The 22,828-nt window shown below is 68.8% G+C and carries 20 protein-coding genes and 1 pseudogene; 8 read left to right on the top strand and 13 right to left on the bottom strand.

Annotated features, from left to right (window positions below):
* Positions 1-6: 6 nt before the first annotated feature.
* The 4 genes from OG558_RS30640 (at position 7) to OG558_RS30625 (ending at position 2,852) form a co-directional block, all read left to right on the top strand.
* A complete protein-coding gene (locus OG558_RS30640; RefSeq protein WP_405066076.1) occupies positions 7-1,290 on the top strand; it encodes an ADP-ribosylglycohydrolase family protein in 1,284 nt (427 codons plus the stop codon).
* A gap of 29 nt (positions 1,291-1,319) precedes the next feature.
* On the top strand, positions 1,320-2,111 hold the full coding sequence (locus OG558_RS30635; RefSeq protein WP_405066075.1) for a class I SAM-dependent methyltransferase: 792 nt from the start codon (positions 1,320-1,322) through the stop codon (positions 2,109-2,111).
* Complete coding sequence (locus OG558_RS30630) at positions 2,108-2,371, top strand: hypothetical protein (protein ID WP_405066074.1); 264 nt, start codon at positions 2,108-2,110, stop codon at positions 2,369-2,371. Before OG558_RS30635 ends, OG558_RS30630 begins: the two co-directional genes overlap by 4 nt.
* 64 nt (positions 2,372-2,435) lie before the next feature.
* Positions 2,436-2,852 (top strand): pentapeptide repeat-containing protein, encoded by a 417-nt coding sequence (locus tag OG558_RS30625; RefSeq protein ID WP_405072237.1) that lies wholly within the window; start codon positions 2,436-2,438, stop codon positions 2,850-2,852.
* Positions 2,853-3,321: 469 nt separating this feature from the next.
* Here OG558_RS30625 and OG558_RS30620 read toward each other — a convergent pair.
* From OG558_RS30620 to OG558_RS30605, 4 genes and pseudogenes are all read right to left on the bottom strand, one after another.
* A pseudogene (locus tag OG558_RS30620) lies at positions 3,322-3,420 on the bottom strand (lytic murein transglycosylase); the annotation flags it as partial.
* A gap of 1,058 nt (positions 3,421-4,478) precedes the next feature.
* On the bottom strand, positions 4,479-5,585 hold the full coding sequence (locus tag OG558_RS30615) for a TerC family protein (RefSeq protein ID WP_405066073.1): 1,107 nt from the start codon (positions 5,583-5,585) through the stop codon (positions 4,479-4,481).
* A gap of 251 nt (positions 5,586-5,836) precedes the next feature.
* A complete protein-coding gene (locus OG558_RS30610) occupies positions 5,837-6,196 on the bottom strand; it encodes an MmcQ/YjbR family DNA-binding protein (RefSeq protein ID WP_405066072.1) in 360 nt (119 codons plus the stop codon).
* Positions 6,197-6,208: 12 nt separating this feature from the next.
* Complete coding sequence (locus tag OG558_RS30605; RefSeq protein ID WP_405066071.1) at positions 6,209-6,577, bottom strand: VOC family protein; 369 nt, start codon at positions 6,575-6,577, stop codon at positions 6,209-6,211.
* A gap of 67 nt (positions 6,578-6,644) precedes the next feature.
* Between OG558_RS30605 and OG558_RS30600 the strand changes: the two genes are divergently transcribed.
* Positions 6,645-7,574, top strand: a complete 930-nt coding sequence (locus OG558_RS30600) for a nitrilase-related carbon-nitrogen hydrolase (protein WP_405066070.1) — start codon at positions 6,645-6,647, stop codon at positions 7,572-7,574.
* An 8-nt stretch (positions 7,575-7,582) separates the two neighbouring features.
* Here OG558_RS30600 and uvrB read toward each other — a convergent pair whose 3' ends face one another.
* From uvrB to coaE, 6 genes are all read right to left on the bottom strand, one after another.
* The gene (uvrB, locus tag OG558_RS30595; protein WP_405066069.1) at positions 7,583-9,688 is read right to left on the bottom strand and encodes an excinuclease ABC subunit UvrB; all 2,106 of its coding nucleotides are present in this window, start codon (positions 9,686-9,688) and stop codon (positions 7,583-7,585) included.
* A gap of 1,257 nt (positions 9,689-10,945) precedes the next feature.
* Entirely contained in the window at positions 10,946-11,740 is a 795-nt protein-coding gene (locus OG558_RS30590) for a hypothetical protein (protein ID WP_405066068.1), read from the bottom strand.
* A gap of 34 nt (positions 11,741-11,774) precedes the next feature.
* Complete coding sequence (locus tag OG558_RS30585; protein WP_405066067.1) at positions 11,775-12,665, bottom strand: hypothetical protein; 891 nt, start codon at positions 12,663-12,665, stop codon at positions 11,775-11,777.
* Positions 12,662-13,720 (bottom strand): hypothetical protein, encoded by a 1,059-nt coding sequence (locus OG558_RS30580; protein ID WP_405066066.1) that lies wholly within the window; start codon positions 13,718-13,720, stop codon positions 12,662-12,664. The genes OG558_RS30585 and OG558_RS30580 overlap by 4 nt, the downstream gene beginning before the upstream one ends.
* Positions 13,717-14,922, bottom strand: coding sequence for a zinc ribbon domain-containing protein (locus OG558_RS30575; RefSeq protein ID WP_329476066.1), 1,206 nt, complete (start codon positions 14,920-14,922; stop codon positions 13,717-13,719). The genes OG558_RS30580 and OG558_RS30575 overlap by 4 nt, the downstream gene beginning before the upstream one ends.
* A 137-nt stretch (positions 14,923-15,059) precedes the next feature.
* Positions 15,060-15,677, bottom strand: coding sequence for a dephospho-CoA kinase (coaE, locus tag OG558_RS30570; RefSeq protein WP_405066065.1), 618 nt, complete (start codon positions 15,675-15,677; stop codon positions 15,060-15,062).
* Between the two features lie 102 nt (positions 15,678-15,779).
* Between coaE and OG558_RS30565 the strand changes: the two genes are divergently transcribed.
* Positions 15,780-16,373: a hypothetical protein gene (locus OG558_RS30565; RefSeq protein ID WP_405066064.1), complete on the top strand. Its 594-nt coding sequence runs from the start codon at positions 15,780-15,782 to the stop codon at positions 16,371-16,373.
* A gap of 76 nt (positions 16,374-16,449) precedes the next feature.
* Here the strand turns inward: OG558_RS30565 and rpsA are convergent, their stop codons facing one another.
* Positions 16,450-17,928, bottom strand: a complete 1,479-nt coding sequence (rpsA, locus tag OG558_RS30560; RefSeq protein WP_405066063.1) for a 30S ribosomal protein S1 — start codon at positions 17,926-17,928, stop codon at positions 16,450-16,452.
* 252 nt (positions 17,929-18,180) lie between these two features.
* On the bottom strand, positions 18,181-19,071 hold the full coding sequence (locus OG558_RS30555; RefSeq protein WP_405066062.1) for a phosphotransferase family protein: 891 nt from the start codon (positions 19,069-19,071) through the stop codon (positions 18,181-18,183).
* A gap of 25 nt (positions 19,072-19,096) precedes the next feature.
* Here OG558_RS30555 and OG558_RS30550 point away from each other — a divergent pair, with 25 nt between their 5' ends.
* On the top strand, positions 19,097-19,888 hold the full coding sequence (locus OG558_RS30550; RefSeq protein ID WP_405066061.1) for a class I SAM-dependent methyltransferase: 792 nt from the start codon (positions 19,097-19,099) through the stop codon (positions 19,886-19,888).
* A 1-nt stretch (position 19,889) separates the two neighbouring features.
* Here the strand turns inward: OG558_RS30550 and OG558_RS30545 are convergent, their stop codons facing one another.
* On the bottom strand, positions 19,890-20,966 hold the full coding sequence (locus OG558_RS30545) for a DUF3068 domain-containing protein (protein WP_329476060.1): 1,077 nt from the start codon (positions 20,964-20,966) through the stop codon (positions 19,890-19,892).
* Positions 20,967-21,066: 100 nt separating this feature from the next.
* On the opposite strand from OG558_RS30545, the gene OG558_RS30540 reads away from it, so the two are divergent.
* Complete coding sequence (locus OG558_RS30540; protein ID WP_405066060.1) at positions 21,067-22,827, top strand: hypothetical protein; 1,761 nt, start codon at positions 21,067-21,069, stop codon at positions 22,825-22,827.
* Position 22,828: the final 1 nt, after the last annotated feature.

Raw genomic sequence — 22,828 nt, 5'->3', positions numbered from 1 at the left:
GATGTTGTGCACAACGCGTTGGATCCGCGCGACCTGGTTCCGGACGAGGCCGAGCAGCTGGTCAGCGCGGGCTGTCCCGCCGCGGACCTGCTGGCTCGAGCCCGGCAGGCTGCCGCTGACGACGACCTGACCGCGCTCGCCGCGGTGGAGACCGAGCTCGCCGCCCTCGAGCGGCCGGCGGACTGGCCGTACGACGAACCGCCGGCAGCACCCGTGGAGTTGCCACTGGCACCGGTCGACGAGGACACGCTGGCGAACCGGATCAGCGGCGCGTGGCTCGGGCGCTGTATCGGCAACACCATGGGGAAACCGGTGGAGGGTCTGTCCCGGGCGGACGTGCAGACCTACCTGCGAGCCGCCGATGCGTGGCCGTTGACCGGATTCGTGCCGTATCTGGAGACACCACCCGACGGGCTCCGCCCGCACCCGTCAGCCGGCGAGGCGTCGGACGGGCGGTTCGACGCGATCCCGCGCGACGACGACATCGACTGGACCATGCTCGGGCTCCACCTGCTGGAGACGTACGGCCGCGGGCTGACGACCGACGACGTCGCCCGCGAGTGGCTGGACCGGATGCCGTTCACCCAGACCTACACGGCCGAGCGCGTCGCCTACCGCAACCTTGTCGCGGGGCTCCGGCCGCCGCTGACGGCTACGGTCCGCAACCCTTACCGGGAGTGGATCGGCGCCCTGATCCGCGTCGACACCTATGGCTACGCGAACCCGGGCGACCCCGCCGAGGCCGCCCGGCTCGCGCTGGTCGACGCGTCGTTGTCCCACACGGCCAACGGCGTGTACGGCGCACAGTGGGCCGCCGCCCTGGTCGCCCAAGCACTCGTCGCCGATTCGGCCGCGGACGCGCTGCGCGTCGCCGTCGAGGTCGTCCCGCCGAACTCGCGGCTGGCCGTCAGCCAGCGTGCCGTCCTCGGGCTGCGCACCGACGGCGCCAGCGCTGAGCAAGCCCTCGACTGGGTCGACTCGGCCCTCGACTACAACTGGGTCCACACGCTCAACAACGCGGCGATCATCAGCATCGCCTTGCTCTGGGGCGACGGCGACTACCGCCGTACTCTCGGCCTGTCAGTCTCCGCCGGCCGGGACACCGACTCCAACGCCGCCACCGTCGGCAGCACCTTCGGCGCCCTCCACGGCGCGTCCGCCGTCCCCGCCGACCTGGCAGCCCAAGGCAATCGCATCGTCCGCAGCGCCGTCCGAGGATTCGACCGCATCACCATCGACGAACTGACCACCCGGACCCTCGCCGTACGCCAGGCCCTCTCGCAGAGCTGATCAGCACGCTTCGCGCCTACGCTGGCTGGATGGAGGGGAAGCGGGCTGACGAGATCGCCGTGAATCGGGCGCTGTGGGCGGTGGTCAACGAGCGCTTCACCGGTCCGGCGGCGGAGGGGCTGTGGTCCAGGCCGGAGATGGTGTGGGGGTTGTTCGGGGTGCCGGAGCAGCGACTCGGCGTGCTCGGGGAGGTCGACGGTCTCGACGTACTCGAGTTGGCCTGCGGTACGGCGTACTGCTCGGCCTGGCTCACCCGGTCCGGCGCCAGCGTGGTCGCCGTGGATCTGTCGGCTGAACAGCTCCGGACGGCTCGCGCGCTGCAGCGCCGTAACGGACCCACGTTCCCGCTGGTGCAGGCGGATGCTGAGCACGTGCCGCTCGCGACCGCCTCCTTCGACCTCGTCGTCAGCGAACACGGCGCCGCCGCGTGGTGCGACCCGGAACGCTGGCTCGCCGAGGCGGCCCGAGTACTGCGGCCCGGTGGACGACTCGTGTTCCTCACCAACAGCCTGCTGTCCGCACTCTGTGTGCCAGAGGACGAGGGCGTCGCCACCGCCAGCCTCCACCGCGGACAGCGCACCGCCTACCACATTCGCTGGCCGGGCGGCGGCGCTGAGTTCCACCCCTCGCACGGCGACTGGATCCGCCTCCTGCGCCGCTTCGGCTTCAGTGTCGAAGCCCTGCACGAGCTCTACGCCCCACCGGACGCACCCGACCACCCGTACTACGAGATCGTCAGCACCGCCTGGGCCTCGCAGTGGCCCGCCGAAGAACTCTGGGTGGCCCGGCTCACCGCGGCGGCAGCCATCCGCAACGGATGAGGTCCCCACCGCTGATCCCGCCGAGAATCGACAGCGAGCGGGAGGGGTTCAGCATGTGGTACGTGTTCATTTTCTCGGGGCTGGCGATCCTCTGCGTGGTCGTTGTTCTGATCCGCAACGCCCGCACGAAGGCCGCCGAAGACACAGCGTCACCGAGCGGCACCGACCACCACCACACGGACACCGAGCAGGACCGTGCTCGCCGCGAGCGCAAGCGCCGCCGCGCCCAGTCGAAGGCGGACCGCCGCAAGCGCCATTGAGTAGCTCAGCGCCCGGGCCTGGCCGGCGTACGCGGGGAGCTTGGGACCTTGCACACGTGCTGCGGTGTGCACCGTTCCCGGTTCTTGTCGTCCCGGGCCAGGGGCGGTTCCGTCGACTCGGCGGGGCAGGTCCCGGGGCGCTGATCAGGTTGCGGGGTGCCGGCTTGCGGGGTGCGGGCTTTGGGGGTGCCGACTTGCGGGGTGCCGGCTTGCGGGGTGCCGGCTTGCGGGGTGCCGGCTTTGGGGGTGCCGGCTTGCGGGGTGCGGGCTTGGGGGCAGGCGGGTCGGGCAAGGGCCTGGCCGACTACTTGGCGCATCGCCGGGGCCCAGCCGACCGCGGCTGTCGTCGGCTTCCGCTCCAGGGTGGGTTCGGCGGACGGTGCCGCCGTGGGTGATCCAGTCCCGGCCGACCCGGCCTCAGACGCCCGCGGCTGAGACGGCTTCGGCTCGGACGGTCTGGGCTCGGATGGCTTCGGGTTGATGGTCGGCCGGGAGGTGGTCGCGGGCAGTTTGGGGGCGGCGGTCTTGCTGGGCCGGGGGGCTAGCGGGTTCGGCTGGGTGAGCGGCGGGGTCGTCGTCCGCGGGCGGGTCACCGGGCGTGGTGGCGCCGCAGGTTCGGTCCGATGCGTCGGGGCGGGCTTGGCGAGCACCGTGTCCCCCGGCGGCGCGGCGGTCGGCCAGGAGCCAACCGCTGGCGGCGCGTCGGTGGGCCAGGGGCGTAGCGCCGGCGGCGCGGTGGTCGGCCACGGGCGTAGCGCCAGCGGTGTGTCGGTCTCGTCGGGGAGGAGTTCGCCGGTGGACGGCAGCCCGATTACTCGGCCGGTCTGGTACATCCGGGCCATCGCGAGCACTAGCCGGACGTAGGAGTCGGCGTTGTTGTAGCGCCGTACAGCCTGGGCTGCACGGGCCCGGTCGCGCAGGTTCGACGTACCGGTGCAGAGATACTGGGCGGCGCCTTGCGCGGCGTCGAACATGTTGTTCGGGTCGGCGAACCCGTCGCCGTTGCCGTCCGCGTTCACCGCGCGCCAGGTCGACGGGATGAACTGCATCGGTCCGACCGCGCGGTCGTACACGGCGTCACCGTCGAGCGCGCCGCCGTCGGAGTCGCGGATCAGCGCGACGTTCGGCCGGCCGTCGAGCGGGATGCCGCGGATCCGCCGGGTCGCCGAGCCGTCGTCGCGCAACTGTGCGCCACCGAACCGCCCGTGGTCGGACTCCACTCGTCCGATCGCGGCGAGCAACGTCCACGGCACTCCGCAGCCGGGATCGCTGACGGCCAACCGCGCCTCGGCTTGCTTGTACGCCCGCACGGCGACGTCGGGGATCTCGCTCTCGCCGAGCGTCTTGATCACCGGCGCACCGGAGAGCACCATCTGCACGAGTTTCGCCACCCGGCCAGGCCCGACTGGGACCGCGACCAGCTGCTCCGGCTTGACGAACTCGTTCAGCACCTCGTCATCGATGAACGGATCGGCCGCTGACGCCTCCGCGGCCCCGGCCGCGTCGTACAGGCCGGCCGCGTCGTACCGGCCGGCCGGCTCGGACCCGCCGGCCGGCGGGCGGTCGGGAAGCTGCGCTGTCGCCAGCGCGGCGAGGGTGACCACCGCGGCGACCGAACCCGCCAGCTGCCAGCGACTCTGGGCTGCCGGCCGGCCGCGGCGACGCCGTCCCCGGTCTCGGCCGGGTCGCTGGATGAGCTTGTGCAGTCCGGGCACGCGCATGATCTCGATCCCTCCGCCAGTCCGCCGTCGGAAGAGCGGACTCCGCCTTCTCCAGCGGTTCGGGGCAGACCACATCCCGGATCGGTCCGTCCACACCAGATCGCTGGTACGACGGACGGTGTGCGGGTGAGCGCTCGGGTGCCTCGCAAAGAACGACGAGGTCGTTGCCGCACTGGCTTCCGCACGGGGGTCGGAGAACCTCCCAGCTGGACCGTTCCCCCCCGCATACCTGGCGTGAAGGGTCCAGATCAGGGGCGAACCCCGCACCTGGCCGCCGGGCCGGATTCGGGGGCACTGCGGATTACCTCCGCAGCCCTGTTTGACGCGGCACTGACACAGAGGCGTGGCCCCGGACCGAAAGTCCAGGGCGACGTGGGTAGATCAGATCAGGACTTCTTGGCGTCCGACTCGTGGGGCTCCGGCGGGCGGATCGCGTCGAGTTCGGCTTTGGTTTTCGGGTCGAGCTCGGGCTCCGACGGGGCGGGCGAGGCTTCCGGGGTGATCGCCGTACCGTCGGCCTCGGCCTCCAGCGTGCGGGACTTGCGGAGGCTGGCGACGGTGGTGATGCCGAGGGTGATGATGATGAAGCCGAGGGAGAACCAGATCGGGATCTCGGGGGCCCAGTCGATGTGGTGGCCGCCGTTGATGAACGGGAGTTCGTTGACGTGCATCGCGTGCAGGACCAGCTTCACGCCGATGAAGGCGAGCACGACCGACAGGCCGATCGACAGGTAGACCAGGCGCTTCAGCAGATCGCCGAGCAGGAAGTACAGCTGCCGCAGGCCCATCAGCGCGAACACGTTCGCGGCGAAGACCAGGAACGGTTCCTGGGTCAGGCCGTAGATCGCCGGGATCGAGTCGAGCGCGAACAGCAGGTCGGTGGTACCGAGCGCGATGATCACGATCGCCATCGGGGTGACGAGTCGCTTGCCGTTCTTCAGGATGGTGAGCTTGACACCGTTGTACTCGTCGGTGGCGTTCAGCCGCTTCTTGGCGAACCGGATGACCGCGTTCTCCTTGAAGTCCTCGTCGTCGTTCTCCCCCTGCCTGGCCAGGTGGATCGCGGTGTAGACCAGGAACGCGCCGAACAGGTAGAAGATCCAGGAGAACTCGTTGATCGCGGCCGCGCCGACCGCGATGAAGATGCCGCGGAAGACCAGCGCCAGGATGATGCCGATCAGCAGCGCGGTCTGCTGGTATTTCCTCGGCACCCCGAACCTGGCCATGATGATCAGGAAGATGAACAGGTTGTCGACACTCAGGCTGTACTCGGTCAGCCAGCCGGCGAAGAACTCCCCCGCGTAGTTGCCGCCGGAGAACACCCAGACCCCGAGGCCGAAGAGCACCGCCAGACCGATGTAGAACGCGATCGCGGTGGCCGACTCACGGGTGGTCGGCTCGTGCGGGCGGCGGCCGATGATGAAGACGTCGAAGGCCAGCAACGCGAGCAGCACGCCGACAGTGATGTACCAAACGTAGTCAGCAACGTGCACAGAAAACCTCCGGAGCTCAGACGAAACAGGACTCCGAAGGTCTCTTCCGCCGGACTCACCGAGTGAGCCTGGCCGGGGGCACCGGGCGCGGGACACAAGCCCTTGACCGTGATGACGATGCCACCGCGAAGGAATACTCCCCTTCTCCACGACCATTCTGACGGGTGGACGTACGAGTCTCCAAATCCGGGACACCGTGTCCGGCTGTCGAAATGATCACAGCCGGTTCGGGGAATAGTCGCGCCGAGTGATCAGTTGTCGACTTTCGGACGCCTGCTCTTCGGCAACTTGGCCACGATCGTCTCGTACGACGCGTCGATCAGCTCGAGGATCTCATCGTCGGGGACGCTGCCGCCGAGGCGCACCGTGTTCCACCCCGAGCGCCCGATGTACGCCATCTTGCTGACGTCGCCGGGATAGGTGTCGACCAGTTCGTCCGCCTCGTCCCGGTTGGCGCCGCACTTCAGCCCGACCCCCTCGCCGCCACCGAGGAACGCGAAGATCTTGTCCCCGACCTTCGCGACGACATCCCCCTCCCACGGCTCGTCCTGCCAGGCACCCGGCTTGCCCAGGCAGTGCGCGAGGATGTCGTCCCCACTCAGCCTCGCCATCGCGTGCACCTCTCAGCTGTGGGAGACGACCTCGACGTTGTTGCTGTCGGGGTCGCGCATGAAGACCGCGTAGTAGCCGGCGTGGTACTCCGGCCATTCGCGAGGCTCGTGCAGGATCTCGGCCCCGAGCTCCCGGACCGCGCGATACACGGTGTCGACGGTCGCACGGTTGGGGGCCGTGAACGCCAGGTGGATCTCCCGCTGAGCTCCCCCGGTGGTCGTCTTCCCCAGCCAGAACTTCGGTACGCCGTCCTGCCCGGACAGCCCGAGGACGTCGCCGAACTCCATCGACACGCTGATGCCGAGCGGCGTCAGGACCGTCTCGTAGAAGCGACGGCTCGCGTCCACGTCGTCGCATTGCAAGGACAGGTGGTCGAACATGGTTCCTCCCCTGGTGGCTCTGAGAGGCACAGTAGACCCCGTCGAGGACAGAACTACGCTGCTCGGCATGACTTCCGTTGTTGTCGCCGCAGTACAGGCGGGTTCCACCCTGTTCGACACGCCCGCGACCCTGGCCAAGGCCGAGCGGTACGTGCGCGAGGCCGCCGCGGCCGGCGCCCGGCTGATCGTGCTGCCCGAGGCGTTCCTCGGCGGCTATCCGAAGGGCCTCGACTTCGGCGTGACGGTCGGCTCCCGGTCACCCGAAGGACGTGACGTCTTCCGGCGCTACCGCGAGGCCGCCGTTCAGCTGTCCGGTCCGGAGATCGCCCGGCTGGCGGACCTCGCGGCGGAACTCGGCGTTCACCTCGTCGCCGGCGTGATCGAGCGCGATGGCGGGACGCTCTACTGCACCGCCGTGTTCGTCGATCCGCGGCACGGGCTGGTGGCGCACCACCGCAAGCTGATGCCGACCGCGGCGGAGCGCTTCCTCTGGGGTCAGGGCGACGGCTCGACGATGCCGGCGGTGCACACCGAATTCGGTGTGCTCGGCGCGGCGATCTGCTGGGAGAACTACATGCCGCTCTTCCGCCAGGCCATGTACGCGAAGGGCGTCGAGATCTGGTGCGCGCCGACGGTGGACGATCGCGATCAGTGGCAGGCGACCATGCGGCACGTCGCACTCGAGGGCCGCTGCTTCGTGATCGGCGCGAACCAGTACCTCACCCGCGCCGACCTGCCCGACGACGTCCACCCGATCCAGGGCGACGCGCCGGCGACCGTCCTGATCGACGGCGGCAGCGTGATCGTCTCCCCGCTCGGCGAGATCCTCGCCGGCCCGTTGCGGGGCGGCGAGGGTGTCCTCGTGGCCGAGCTCGATCTCGGCGACCTGGATCGGAGCAAGTTCGACTTCGATGCCGTCGGCCACTACTCGCGGCCGGACGTGTTCACCCTGTTCGCCGACGAGTCGCCGCAGCACACCGTCGTACCCAACCAGTAGCCTGCCTGCTACTTCATCCCCGCGTTCGTCATCTGGCGGAGCTCCTTCTTGAGCTCGGAGATCTCGTCGCGGTAGCGGGCCGCGACCTCGAACTGCAGCTCGGCCGCCGCGTTGTGCATCTGGTCGGTGAGCTGCTGGATGAGGTCGGCCAGGTCAGACGACGGCAGGCCGCCGGCCAGCTCCTTGGCCTTCTCCCCCGCCTTCGCCTTGCCGCCGCCCGGCACCGGCGCCTTGCCGCGCGACTGCGTCCGCCCCGAACCGAGCAGCTCGGCGGTGTCGGCGTCCTCGCGGGCGAGCATGTCGGTGATGTCGGCGATCTTCTTCCGCAGCGGCTGCGGGTCGACGCCATGCTCCTCGTTGTACGCGATCTGCTTGGCGCGGCGCCGGTTCGTCTCGTCGATCGCCATTTCCATCGACGGGGTGATCTTGTCGGCGTACATGAACACCTGGCCGGACACGTTCCGGGCGGCGCGGCCGATGGTCTGGATCAGCGACCGGCCCGACCGCAGGAAGCCTTCCTTGTCCGCGTCCAGGATCGCGACCAGCGAGACCTCCGGCAGGTCGAGACCCTCACGCAGCAGGTTGATGCCGACGAGTACGTCGTACTCGCCCATCCGCAACTCGCGGAGCAGCTCGACCCGGCGCAGGGTGTCCACCTCGCTGTGCAGATACCTGGTCCGGATGCCCATCTCCAGCAGGTAGTCGGTCAGGTCCTCCGACATCTTCTTCGTCAGCGTGGTGACCAGGACCCGCTCGTTCCGCTCGACGCGGCCACGGATCTCGTGGATCAGGTCGTCGATCTGGCCCTTGGTCGGCTTCACGATCACCTCGGGGTCGACCAGACCGGTCGGCCGGATCAGCTGCTCGACGTACCCGTCCGACTTGTCCTGCTCGTACTGCCCCGGGGTCGCAGACAGGTAGACCGTCTGGCCGATCCGCTCCAGGAACTCCTCCCAGCGCAGCGGCCGGTTGTCCATCGCCGACGGCAGCCGGAACCCGTGCTCGACCAGCGTCCGCTTCCGGGACATGTCGCCCTCGTACATGCCGCCGATCTGCGGCACGGTCACGTGCGACTCGTCGATGACCAGCAGGAAGTCCTCGGGGAAGTAGTCCAGCAGGCAGTGCGGCGCCGTACCGGCCTCGCGTCCGTCGGTGTGCCGCGAGTAGTTCTCGATACCGGAGCAGGTGCCGATCTGACGCATCATCTCGATGTCGTACGTCGTCCGCATCCGCAGCCGCTGGGCTTCCAGCAACTGGCCACCGCGCTCGAGCTCGGCCAGCCGCTCCTCCAGCTCGGCCTCGATCGAGGTGATCGCGCGCTCCATCCGCTCCGGCGCGGTCACGTAGTGCGTCGCGGCGCCGATGTAGACCTCGTCCTCCTCGCTGATCACCTCACCGGTCAGCGGGTGCAGCGTCATCACCCGCTCGATCTCGTCGCCGAAGAACTCCACCCGGACGGCGAGCTCCTGGTAGACCGGGAAGACCTCGAGCGTGTCGCCGCGGACCCGGAACGTGCCCCGGGTGCCGGCCAGGTCGTTCCGCGCGTACTGCACCCCGACGAGCTTGCGGAGCAGGCCGTCGCGGTCCATCTCGGTGCCGACCTTCACGTGGATCATGCGGTTCAGGTACTCGTCGGCGGAGCCCAGGCCGTAGATGCAGGAGACGGTCGCGACCACGACCACGTCGCGGCGGGTCAGCAGCGACCAGGTGGCCGAGTGCCGCAGCCGCTCGACCTCCTCGTTGATCGAGGAGTCCTTCTCGATGTAGGTGTCCGTCTGCGGGACGTACGCCTCCGGCTGGTAGTAGTCGTAGTAGGAGACGAAGTACTCGACCGCGTTCTGCGGGAAGAAGTGCCGCAACTCGTTCGCGAACTGGGCGGCGAGCGTCTTGTTCGGCTGGAGGATCAGCATCGGGCGCTGGATCTTCTCGGCCAGCCAGGCGATCGTCGCCGTCTTACCCGTGCCGGTCGCGCCCAGCAGGACGACGTCCTGCTCGCCGGCGTTGATCCGCCGCTCGAGGTCCGCGATCGCGGCCGGCTGGTCACCGGCCGGATCGAAATCGGACACCACCTTCAGCGGGGCGACCATACGCTGGAGATCCGAGACCTGTCTCATGCCCCCAACCGTACGACCCGCCGCCGACAATTTCCCGTCCCCGCCCCTCTGCCCCGGTCTCGTCGGTCGTCCGGCGGTTCGGCACCTCGCTCAGGCGGTAGGCGGCCGGCTTGCGCATTTGGTGGGTTGACGTCCCATGTGGTGGGTTGCCGTACCGGATTCCGGGGCGCCAACCCACCATCTCGGACGTCAACCCACCAAAGGGGACGCTCGGGACATGTCCGCGCCGACACACAGCACCGGGCGGGGACCGGAACCGATGGGCTGGGGCCGGTGAGCTGGAACCGGTGAGCTGAAACCGGTGAGCTGAAACCGGTGAGCTGAAACCGGTGAGCTGAAACCGGTGAGCTGGAACCGGTGGGCTGGGGCCGGTGAGCTGGAACCGGTGAGCTGAAACCGGTGAGCTGAAACCGGTGAGCTGAAACCGGTGAGCTGAAACCGGTGAGCTGGAACCGGTGGGCTGGGGCCGGTGAGCTGGAAGCGGTGAGTTGGGGCCGGTGGGTTGGGGCCGGTCGTGGTGGGGTGGGACACCTCCCCGGGGGCGTGAACACGAAATAACGTGTGCCGGCCCACCACGTCTTGTCCGAGGCCCCGGCAGTTGGCTAGCGACTGGCCCAACCCCATCCCAGCGGACACCACCCGCCAGCGGACACCACCCGCCCAGCTTTACAGCAGCCCGGCTGCACAGCAGCCCGGCTGCCACACCTCGTCCGGGCCGATCACTTTGTGCACCAGATCCGTACGGCGACCGCCTCGGCGTACGGATCCGGTGCACAAAGACGACCCCCGCCGTCGACCACAGCTCCGATCCACCCCGGCCGAGGACGGCGCCGGCGGGCGCAGCGCACCGAACCGACGTCACCACCACGGGACGGTTCGGATCCGTGGCGCGGATCTGGGCCACTCACCAAGCAGACACCGCCCCGACCGGTCACGCTCCAACCTGCACCCGTGATGACGCGGCAGTGGGGTTGGTGAGTGCCTCAGGTCCGCACCAGCAACGATCCGGGCCCACCGGCCTCGAACACCGCCAGGACCAATCGCCCACGGAAACGACACAAGAGCCGAAACAACCTGTCGCAGCCCACCACGACCTGTCCCAGCCCACCAGACGTGGACCGATCCGCGGGGAACAAGCCCGCCACAACCGCCCGGCCCAGCCTCGACACACCCTCCACGCTGCCCATCCCGGACATCGCCCGCTATCCCGACCAGCACACCCCGCCGACGACCACCCACATCGAGCAGGAGAGCAGGTCAGAAGCTCTTTACCACCGAATTGTTCATGTACATCAGCTCGTTGACGCGCCGCTTGTAGACGCGGGTCTCGAGGGCTGCGTCGGTGGCGGTGACGCGGTCGAACTGGTCCTGGTAGGCGGTGACGAAGCCCTGCATCGCGATCTTCTTGCCGTTCTTGGCCACCCACACCCCGGTGTACGACAGCGCGTAGCAGGCCTTGACCGCCGGGGTGGCCGGCTTGCACGCCACGCCCTTACCGATCCGGACGCCCTGCATGCCGTTCGACTCGATGTCGACCAGGTGCTCGGCGAACCCCTTCGCGTCGTACAACTCGGTCTGCCGGACCCAGTAGTACCCGTCGATCAGGCCGCGCGCGTTGAACTGCTGCAGGATGTAGTTCTTCCCGCCCTTGGACTTGTCCCAGTCCGGCAGCCAGCCCTTGGCCGGGGTGAACCAGACGCCCCAGCCGACCTCGACGCCGGTGTCGTTCGGACCCTTGGAGTCGTTGGGTGTGGGCGTGGGCGACGGCGTGTACAGCGTGCCGACGGGATCCGGGGTCTGCTGGGAGACCGGGCCCGCGTCCTTGCCACCGCCGGTCACCAGCAGGACCACGCCGACCGCGACGAGTACGACGGCGAGGACGGCGCAGCCCATGATGATCCACTGGTTCCGGCTCGACTTGCGCGGCCGATCCTGCGGCCGGCTCGGCCCCGGACCCCAGCCACCAGGACCCGGAGCACCTGGTCCGGGTCCCCAGCCGCCAGGAGCGGGGGCGGGCGGCGGTCCCGGGGGCGGCCCGTACTGCTGACTCATAGCTGATCCTCGCGGTGTGTCTCTGGTTTCGTCATCACAGGCTGTCGAGCACGGACTTCTTCATCGTCGCGGCGTCGGCCTCGGCCTTCGGGGCGAAGTCGACCCGGGTCCGGAAGTCCAGCGCGGTGACCACCTTGTCCTTGCGCCGGTACGCCTCGACGTAGCCCTGGACCCTCACGTCCGCGCCGGTCTTGTCCTTCGCGGTGGAGGTGTAGCTGATCGCGACGCACTCCTCCAAGACGTCCTTCGGGCACGGCAGGTTCCGCACGTTGCCCAGCTGGGCGATCTCGTTCTCGGTCTCGCCCTCGACGATGCCGAGCACGTACGCCTGCGCGGTCACGTTCTCCTTCTGCCGGACCCAGAAGAACGCCCGCGGATCGCCGTTCGGTGCATAGGTGACCAGCTCCTTGCCGCGGGTCTCCTTCTCCAGCAGGCTCCAGCCCTCCACCGGTAGGACGGAGACGCCGAAGCCGACCGCGATCGCGTTGGCCGGCGGCTGGTACGACGTCGTCGGCGTACTCGCGGTCGGCGCCGGGGACTGGCTCGGAGTGGGGTCCGCGGCCTTGTCGTCGCCACCGGACAGCAGGACCAGCGCGACCGCGACCAGCACGACCACGATCAGGCCGGCGCCGATCGGGATCAGCAGCGGCGGGAACCGTGGCCCCTTCTTCTCCGGCGGCGGCCGTCGCAGCGACGGCGGCCCGACCTTGTCACCCCACGCCGAACTCGTCTCCGTCGCCGGTCCGGGTCCCGGCCCGGCGGTGTCCGGGTCACCCCACGGCGACGGCGGCGGTGGCACCTCCAGGTTCCACGGTGACGGCGGCAGAGCCGGTTCAGTCGGCTCTGCCGCGTCGTCCACGTCCGGACCGGGCTGGTTGACCCAGGGGTTGCCCGTTCCGGAACCCTTGTCGCGCTTTCCGCTCACTGGCTCTTGACGACCGACTGCAGCATCGCCGTCGAGTCCGGCTGGATCGTGGACACCTTGTCCTTGCGCCCGTACACCCGGATGATCGTGATCACGCCGTCGTTGCGCTCGATCACACCGACGAACCCGACCACCGGCAAGCTGCCGTTCTGGGAGCTGGAGACCGCGTCGAAGCTCTGGGTGGTGACGACCTTGACGTCGGTCTTGTCGTCAGGACCCGGCTTGCTCTCCTTCGGCTGGCCCGTCTTGACCGAGGACAGGTCCTTGGTCTCGGCGGTCAGCAGCTGCGGGAGCACGGTCGCGGTGTTCTCGTCGGCCTCCGCCTTCCAAGCGTTCACCATGAAGTAGGCCTCGCCCTGCTTGAGCAGGTAGACGCCGGTGAACTTGTCCAGGCTCTTGCGGATGTAACCGGGCTGGGGCTTCACGAAGACGCCCTCGGCGACCTCGATGCCCTCGTCGACGTTGACGGTCGGCTGGGTGCTCTGGCTGGTCGTCGGCTGCGGGTCCGGCTCGGCCTTCTTGTCGTCGCCACCGCTGAAGATGAGGGCGAGGACGACACCGATCACCGCGACGACGGCGAACGCGCCGCCGGCGATGAACAGGATCTTGTTACCGCCCTTGCCGCGCGGGGACCGGCCGCCGTACTGACCCCACTGCTGCCGGCCGCCGCCGTACTGCTGCTGCTGACCCTGGTAGCCCTTCTGCTGCGCGTACTGCTGCTGGCCGGGGTATTGCTGCTGGCTCGGGTACGGCGGCTGCTGACCGGGGAAGGTCTGCTGACCCGGCTGACCTTGGTACTGCGGTTGGCCCGGCTGCTGGCCGTATCCCGGGGGTGCCTGCGGCGGGCGCCCGTACCCAGGCTGAGCCTGCGGCGGCTGCTGCCCGTACCCCGGCTGCCCTTGCGGTTGGCCCTGCGGTTGACCATAGCCCGGCTGACCCTGCGGCCGGCCCGGTTGCTGGCCGTAACCCGGCTGGCCCGGCTGACCTTGCTGCCCCGGCTGGCCGCCGTACGGCTGCTGACCGCCCGGCCCGTAGGGCGGTTGCTGGTTGCTCATGCCTGCGTCTCCCCAGTCGTCGCTTCGTAGCCACTCGCACCTGCCATGGCCGCCAGGCCGCGGGCGGACTTCGGCACGGAGCGAACCGAGTTGCCGCACGCGGAGCAGAAGTCGGAGTGCGGGAGCAGCGGCATCTCACAACGCGAGCAGAAGGCCAGGTCGCCCGACGCGTGGTTGGAGCCACCGCGGGCAGCGGACTCCAGGGCCGCCTCGAGCAGACCCTTGTGCAGCACGGTCCGCACCCGGATGATCAGCGCGCCGAGCAGCAACAGACCCCAGACCACACCGAGGATCGCGCCGATGGTCGAGCCGTGGCCGCCGACGAAGCCGAGCAGGTAGACACCGCCCTGGAACAGCGCGTTGACCGCGATCGCCTGCAGCACCGCGAACACCCAGCGCGGCGTGAAGCCGTCGTATCCCTCGCCCAGGCCGGAGAACTCCGCACCCGCGAGGCCGGTCGCCGATCCGTAGATCAGCGGCTTGATGAAGCCGTGCAGCACCACGATCGAGATCCATGTCCCGGCACTGCTGCCCGGACCGGCGAAGCCGCCGCTGATCCAGCCCCAGTGCAGCACCAGCGTCTCGAAGCACGCGTAACCGACACCGGCCACCACGCCGAACGTGAAGCCGTCCATCAGGTCGTCGTACCGCGGCCGGGAGGCCAGGTAGAGCGGGCCGATCTGGCGGATCAGCTCCGACACCACCGGCACCAGCAGGAGGAGGATCAGCAGGTCGCGCCCGGACGGGCCGGCGTGGTTGCCGCCGATCGTGTCCAGGGAGAGCGCGAGCTTGTCCGACCAGAGCCAGGTGAACACCGCGGCCAGGACGCCGGTCAGCACGAACGCCGCCGCGACGACCGGGATCGGCTCGTCCTCCCAGAGGTTCACGTCGTACAGGTAGAGGATGTAGACGATCGGAATGGCGAACGCCGCGATCATGATCGCCACCGGCAACGCGCCGAGCGCGGCCGTCACGACGGTCAGCAGCAGGGCGATGCCCAGCGCGACCTTGTACGTGTAGGGCTGTTTACCCGAGCCCTGCGGCATGATCGTGGACACCAGCTTGAACGACGCGACCGGCTCATCGGGCCTGGCGGCGTACGCCTTCTTCCGCTCCGCGTCCCCGGAGCGCACGTCGCTGCCACAGTGATGGCAGAAGTGCGACACCTCGGGGACGTCAGAGTTGCAGCGCGGACAAACCACGCCATCCTCCCAACCTCGGACATCATTCCGGACCGGCGCGGGCCGCGCCGTCGGTGGTCACGGCCCGATCACCCCGGGCCGAACCGGGACAGATTCTCGTACAGCTGGTCCCGGGATCATCATTTACCGCGCGAGGGTCACCTTTTCGTGTCCGGACCGTGGCCTGCGCGCTGTTCGAGGGTGGCCCACACCTCGTCGATCCGGCGATCCAGGTCGGTGAGCGTGCCGGAGTTCTCGACCACCAGGTCCGCCGCCGCGAGCCGGTCCGCGCGCGACGCCTGGCTGGCGACCCGTCGCTTCGCTTCCTCGTCAGTCATTCCACGCTGTGCGGTCAGCCGTTCGAGCTGTACGTCGACCGGCGCGTCGACCACGAGGACGAGGTCGAACCGATCCACCTGACCGGTCTCGACCAGCAACGGGATGTCGTGCACGACGATCGCGGCGACCGGCGACTGCGCCTCGATCTCGGCGGCCCGGGCGCGAACCCGCGGATGGACGATCGCCTCGAGCCGCCGCCGCGCCGACTCGTCACCGAACACGATCCGCCCGAGCGCCGGCCGATCCAGCTCGCCCGCGGCGGTCAGTACGTCGTTCCCGAACGCCTCCACCACCTCGGCGAGCCCATCGGTCCCCTTGGCGACCGCCTCGCGCGCGAGTACGTCGGAGTCGATCACCACCGCCCCACGAGCGGCCAGCCGCGACGACACAGCGCTCTTCCCGGACCCGATCCCACCAGTCAGTCCCACTCTCAGCACGCCAGCACCTTAGTCACACCCTGCCTAACATGGCTTATGGGGTGGTTTCGATTGGGGTGGTTTCGACGGACGGCCGCACTCGATCTGCGGCAGGTTCGATCGATGGCCGAAGAGGACGTGATCCAGTTCGGTGAGGAGCTCGCGCGCTTCGGCGAGGTCCGGGCCGGCGAACTCGACGCCGAGACGCGGCAGGACTACCAGACTGCGCTCGATGCCTACGAGTCCGCGCGGCGGATGGTCGACAAGCTGACGTCGGCCGAGTCGGTCAGCACCGTGGTCGACACCCTCACCGCCGGCCGGTACGCGCTGGCGTGCGCCCGGGCCCGGGTCACGGGCGCTCCCCTGCCGGAGCGGCGTACGCCGTGCTTCTTCAACCCACAGCACGGACCGTCGAGCACAGATGTCGTCTGGACGCCGGCCAGCGGACCGACCCGCCGAGTGCCGGCCTGTGCGCAGGACGCGGCCCGCATCCGGGCCGGCGAGGACCTACCGGTCCGAATGGTCCGGTACGGCGAGGTGCAGGTGCCGGCGTGGGAGGCAGGCGCGCCGAACGAGCCGTACAAGGTCGGTTTCTTCTCCGCGAGCCCGGCCCGGGCGCAGGTGATCGAACTGAGGAGCCAGTTGAAGGGCGAGGGCCGCGGACGCTGGGGCATCGACTTCGGCAAGCGGAAGAGGCCCCGCCTCCCCTACGACTGACCCACCCGCGGACAGGCGAGACCCCCGCATCCAGTACGGGGATGCGGGGGTCTCGGGCCTTACTTGCCGGTCAGGATCAGCCCTGGCCGGTCAGCTTCTCGCGGAGGGCCTGCAGCGCCTCGTCGGAAGCGAGTGCGCCCTCGACGGGAGCGTCGTCCTTCGGAGCCGCGGCGGAGGAGTACGTCGACGCCTCGCCGGCCTCGACGTCCGCCGTCTTGGCGTCCTCGATCTGCTTCTTGTGGGCCTCCCAGCGCGCGTGGGCCTCGGCGTACTGCCGCTCCCACTCCTCACGCTGCTTGTCGAAGCCCTCGAGCCACTCGCCGGTCTCCGGGTCGAAGCCCTCGGGGTAGACGTAGTTGCCCTGGTCGTCGTACGTCGCGGTCATGCCGTACAGCGTCGGGTCGAAGTCGTCCGAGACCGGGTCGAGACCCTCGTTGGCCTGCTTCAGGGACAGCGAGATCCGGCGACGCTCGAGGTCGATGTCGATGATCTTGACCATCGTGTCGTCGTTCACCTGGACGACCTGCTCCGGGATCTCGACGTGCCGCTCGGCCAGCTCGGAGATGTGCACCAGACCCTCGATGCCCTCCTCCACGCGGACGAACGCACCGAACGGAACCAGCTTGGTGACCTTGCCGGGCACGATCTGGCCCATCTGGTGGGTCCGGGCGAACTGCTGCCACGGGTCTTCCTGGGTCGCCTTCAGCGACAGCGAGACACGCTCGCGGTCCATGTCGACGTCCAGCACCTCGACGGTGACCTCCTGGCCGACCTCGACCACCTCGGTCGGGTGGTCGATGTGCTTCCAGGACAGCTCGGACACGTGCACCAGACCGTCGACGCCGCCGAGGTCCACGAACGCACCGAAGTTGACGATCGAGGACACGACGCCCTTGCGGATCTGGCCCTTCTGGAGCTGGGTGAGGAAGTTCATCCGCACCTCGGACTGCGTCTGCTCCAGCCACGCCCGGCGGGACAGGACCACGTTGTTGCGGTTCTTGTCCAGCTCGATGATCTTGGCCTCGATCTCCTGGCCGACGTACGGCTGGAGGTCGCGGACCCGGCGCATCTCGACCAGGGAGGCCGGCAGGAAGCCGCGCAGGCCGATGTCCAGGATGAGACCACCCTTGACGACCTCGATGACGGTTCCGGTGACGACGCCGTCCTCTTCCTTGATCTTCTCGATCGTGCCCCAGGCCTTCTCGTACTGGGCGCGCTTCTTCGAGAGGATCAGACGGCCTTCCTTGTCCTCCTTCTGGAGAACCAGGGCCTCGACGTGATCGCCGACGTTGACGACCTCGTTCGGGTCGACGTCGTGCTTGATCGACAGCTCGCGGGAGGGGATGACGCCTTCGGTCTTGTAACCGATGTCGAGCAGGACCTCGTCCCGGTCGACCTTGACGATGGTGCCCTCGACGATGTCGCCGTCGTTGAAGTACTTGATGGTCTGATCGATCGCCGCGAGGAAGTCTTCCTCCGACCCGATGTCATTGACCGCTACCTGCGGGGTGCTGCGTACTGCGGGGTCGAGAGGTGCCTCGATGCTGGCCGTCATGTGGTGGGTTGCTCCGTGGACTGGTGGTGTTGTGCGGTCGCGTCATGAACCGTTGGATCGCATCAAACCGCTGGATTGCCTGAAGAGAGCACAGATTCACCACCGACTGCTGCGAGCACGAGCCTGCTCCGTCCGAGGTCGCGCGGGCCCATAGCGCACCTGACAGAATACCGGTCTTGACGAAGGCAGCACAACCTGGGGCACCCGGTGCCTACCGGCCGCCCGCCGAGGTCTCCCGACGTGCCATCCATCTCAATGTACGACGTCCAGGGCGGGTCGTCCTCCGGAGAGGGTACTCGTGTCCGCCATTCGAGCCACCAGGTCGTGCGCGGCGGCCGCGACCTCGTGCTCGGTCGACCGCGCGGCGAGGTCCAGCAGCGCCCACAGATCGGCCGCCCGGCCCAGGTCCACCAGCGGCTCGCCGAGCGCCGGCCCGCTCCCCCGCAGCACGCTCAGCACCGCCCCGGCCAGCACCGGGTCCACGCAGAACCGGAAAAGGTTTCCCAGATCCGTGTACGGCGACCCCGCGTGGGCGAACTCCCAGTCGATCAGGCCGGTGATCCGCGCGGTCGCCGGGTCCACCAGCAGGTTCTTCGGATTGAAATCGCTGTGCACCAGGCAGACCCGGTCCACCCCGTCGGCCAGCACGTCCTCAGCCTCGGCGATCACGCCGGCGAACCGCTCGGACTGCTCCGGGCTCAGCCCCAGGTCGAGGCCCGCGACGTACCGCTCCAGGTCGCCCATCCCGAACGGCTCGATCGCCAGCTCGCCGTCACGAAACATCCCGAAGGTGAGGAACGGCATCCCACTCAGCCGCACCAGCAGCTCACCCAGCTGCTCCCCGACCGTCCGGCGCTCGTCCTCCCCCGCCGTCTCCAGATAGAGCTGCAGGTTCACCCCCGGCAGCCGCTCGGTCAGCAGATAGGGCGGGTCCTCGGAGGATCCCTCGCGCTTGGTGTCCAGTACTCGCGGAACAGGCAACAGCCCGCGGACGAGCTGGAGGAGCGCCGCGTCCACAGCAGCCCGCCCAGGGTCCTTCACATACAACTTCAGTACGGCGTCCTCGCCGCCGGCGCTGACCGCATACGTCTGACCGCCGTACCCGCCCGTCAGGGGGACCGCACTGGCCGCGAAGTCGCTCATACAGCCGAACACTAGAGTTTCCTCCGTGACCGGGCCGGTGCGGGTGGAGTTGACCGAGGCGGAGACCTCCCGGGCCAGCCGGGCCTACTGGAACTCGGCGGCCGGCGAGTATCTCGCCGAACACGGCGACTTCCTCGGCGACGACCGCTTCATCTGGTGTCCCGAGGGGGTCGACGAGGAGCACGCCCAACTGCTCGGCCCGGTTCGGGGCCGGCGCATCCTCGAGGTCGGCTGCGGCGCCGCGCAGTGCTCGCGGTGGCTGGTCAAGCAGGGCGCGGACGTCGTTGCGTTCGACATCTCGGTGGAGCAACTCCGGATCGCGCGAGAGCTCGACGCCCGCACCGGCACCGTCGTCCGGACTGTCGCGGCCGACGCGACCGCGATCCCGTACCGCGACGCCACCTTCGACATCGTCTGCTCGGCGTTCGGCGCGCTACCGTTCGTCGCCGACGCCGGGACCGCGTTACGCGACATCGCCCGGACGCTGAAGCCGGGCGGCCTGCTCGTGTTCTCGGTGACCCATCCGTTCCGCTGGACCATGCCGGACGACCCGACGCCCGCCGGCCTGCGGATCACCCATTCGTACTTCGACCGGACGCCGTACGTGGAGGTCGACGCCGCGGGTACGCCGGTGTACGCCGAACACCACCGGACGAGCGGCGACTGGATCCGCGAACTCACCGACGCCGGGTTCGTCGTCGGTGAGCTGCTCGAGCCCGAGTGGCCGGCCGGGCACGACCTGGTCTGGGGCGGCTGGGGACCAGACCGCGGCCGCCTGGTCCCAGGCACCGCGATCTGGTCCGCGCACAAGCAGTAGGTCAGTCCGCCTCGGTCCGGCGACGCGTCTGCAGGAAGCCGACGGCCCCCAGCAACAGCAGTCCGAGGATGAGCGACAGCAACGGCACCCAGAAGCCGATCAGGTGCAGCTGTGCCGCCTTCGACTGGTAGCCGCCCTCGTCGACCCCGTTCTCGGTCGCGCCCTTCACATTCTTCTTCACCGTCGCGTCGTCGTACGCGATGGTGACTTGTGTCGCGGTCAGCTTGTCCTCACCGTCGTACGCGATGGTGGCGAGCTGCTTCTCCTCGCCCTTGATGATCGCTCCGGTGATCGGCTCGATCCACAAGGTCCGGGTGTTCTTGTACGTCCGCTGGACTGCGACCGAGTCCTTGCTGAAGTCGTCGACCAGACTGCCCGGCACGAGCAGCGGCTTGGCCAGCGGCACCTCCTGCTTCGGGATCTCCTGCTCGAAGACGTAGACCTTGAGCCCGTCCAGCTTGGTCTCCTTCTTGTACTGGATCGGGAACGCCTTGCGCAGCGTGGTGTCCCAGAAGGAGTACGTCTTCTTCTCGGTGCCGAACGGGAACTTCAGCACCAGACCCTCGTGTCCCTTGAACAGCGGGCTCTTCGGGTCGGGCTTGAGCCGGTCCGCCTTCTCCAGCGTGGTCGAGATGTACTCGCCGCTGTCGTCGCCACCCGACGGGTTCCAGCGCACCGCCTCACCGGTGCGCGCGTCCAGGACGACGCGTTCCTGGACGAAGCTCAGCGGCATCAGACCGGTGAGCGACGCGTCGTCGGGGAACTTGTAGTTCTTGGAGTCGTCCGTCACCACGGCCGTGTCGAACACGACCACCTTGCGATTCAGTGCCTTGCTGATCTTGTCGGCCGCAACCACGTCACCGCGGACCGTCCGCCGGGCTTCCAGCTCGACGCCCTTCTTCTCCTTCAGGTCCGCGACGCTGAAGATGGTGGCGTCCGGACCGGCCGACACCGTATGTGCGATCTGGCCCGCAGGCGCGACCGCCAGCGTTGGATACGCATAGAACCTGGCCAGCGCCGCAACGCCGACGAAGAACACCCCGAGCCCGATCAACACCGCACGACTGCGTGTCCCCACTGCATCCCCTCCCGGTCTGTCCGCGGGACGCTACCAGCGGGTAGCCAGCTTGAACAGACGATGCGGGTGGGAATTTCGAACTGTCATATAGTCGCGCCGCATGAGGGGGAACCGGACACTGCCGGCGCCACCACAGACATCGGTGCTCCGCGGTGTCGTGGTGGCGATCGCGGTGCTGCAGTCGACGGTCCTCGGTCTGCTCGCCCGCCGGGGTTCGTGGCTGAGCGACGACCTCGACTTCCTCGTCCAGGGCGGTCGCGGCTTCGCGCCCGCCGAGCTGCTGACACCGGTGAACGACCACATCGCGCCCGGGCTGCGCCTCGTCTACGCGATCTTCGCCGAGGTCGCTCCACTGAACCATGGCTTCACCATCGGCTGGCGGGTGCTGATGCAGGCGCTCGCGATCACCCTGATGGGTCTGCTCCTCCAGCGCATCCTGGGCTCGAACTGGTGGGTGGTCATCGGCACGATCTTCTACGCGATCACCCCACTCAGCATGCCGTCGTTCATGTCGCTGTCGAGTGGTGTGAACAACCTGTCCGCGCACGTCTTCGGCCTGTTGTTGCTGCACGCAACCATCGACTGGCACGACGGCCATCGCCGGCGGGCCGTTGCCTACGGCCCATTGTCGCTGCTGATCTCAGTGGCCTGCTGGGAGAAGTCCGCCCTGATCCTGGTCACGGCCGTTGCCCTGGCACTCTATCTGCGCACCGACCCGCTCCGCGACTGGCTCCGCGGCTGGTGGCGGTACGCCGCCGCTCTCACCGTGCCGATCATTGCCTTCGGCATCCTCTACCTGACGCACGGCAGTCCGTCGAGCGGCCGGCTGCCCGGCGCCGGCAAGCTGCTCGAGCTCACGGCGCGCGGCTTCGGCGTGCCGCTGTCCGCACTGGTCGGCGGCCCTTGGACCTGGGCCGGCACCGGGCAGTCGATGAGCGTCGCCACGCCTCCCGTCGCGGCGTTCGCGCTCGGTGGGCTGGTCGCCATTGTGCTGCTCGCGACCGCGTGGCGGCGGGGCCGGCGTGCGCTGCTGCTGTGGGCCTCGGTCGCCGTCTACGTTCTGGTGACCGTGCTCCTCGTGTCCTACGGACGCTTCCGTGGGTTCGGCTCGATCTTCACCGTGCACTACCACTACTGGTCCGATGTCTCGATCCCACTCGCATTGGCTGTGGTGCTGTCGCTTCGGACGGTCCAGCTGCGGCTGGCTGTCGTACCCGTCGCCTGTCTGGTCGTCGGCGTGGTCGTGTCGGACGCCGGATTCGCCCGGGAGTGGGGGAACAACCCGGCAAAGGCGTACTTCGCGACCGTCACCGCGGAGCTGGATCGGGCCGGACCGAACGTGAATCTCTGGGACACCCCGATGCCGCCCTCGATCGCCACTGCGCTGATGGCAGACATCCGGCTGTCGCCTGTGCTGAGGATGGCCAGGATCCCGTTCCAGTTGCAGGCACCGACCAGTGAGCCACTGCTGGTCGACGACACCGGGCACCTCCGCCAGTCGCAGCTCGCGGTCTGGTCACGCGGTGCACCGACGTCGCAGGCCAACTCCTTCTGCAACCTGCTGGTGCGTGGCACCGATCCGGTGACCGTACCGCTGGTGCCCACCCAGCCCGGAGTCGCGACCGCGGCGTGGTTCGTCAAGGCGGCGTACTTCTCCAACCGCGAGAACACCGTGGCGATCGAACTGCTGGACGCCGACGGCAACGTCGCGGCGCTCCCTGCGGCCGACTGGCCCGCTGGAGCCGGGAACCTGTACTTCGGCCCGTCGCCCCGGATCACCGCCACGCAACTGCGGCTACGCTCCTCCGATCCCGCGACCAACCTGTGCGTCGAGAACCTCGAGATCGGAATTCCCAGTTGAC

Origin of the sequence: Kribbella sp. NBC_01510 (assembly GCF_045040325.1) — a bacterium.
Taxonomy (GTDB): Bacteria; Actinomycetota; Actinomycetes; order Propionibacteriales; family Kribbellaceae; genus Kribbella.
This window is presented reverse-complemented; position numbering and strand designations above follow the sequence as displayed.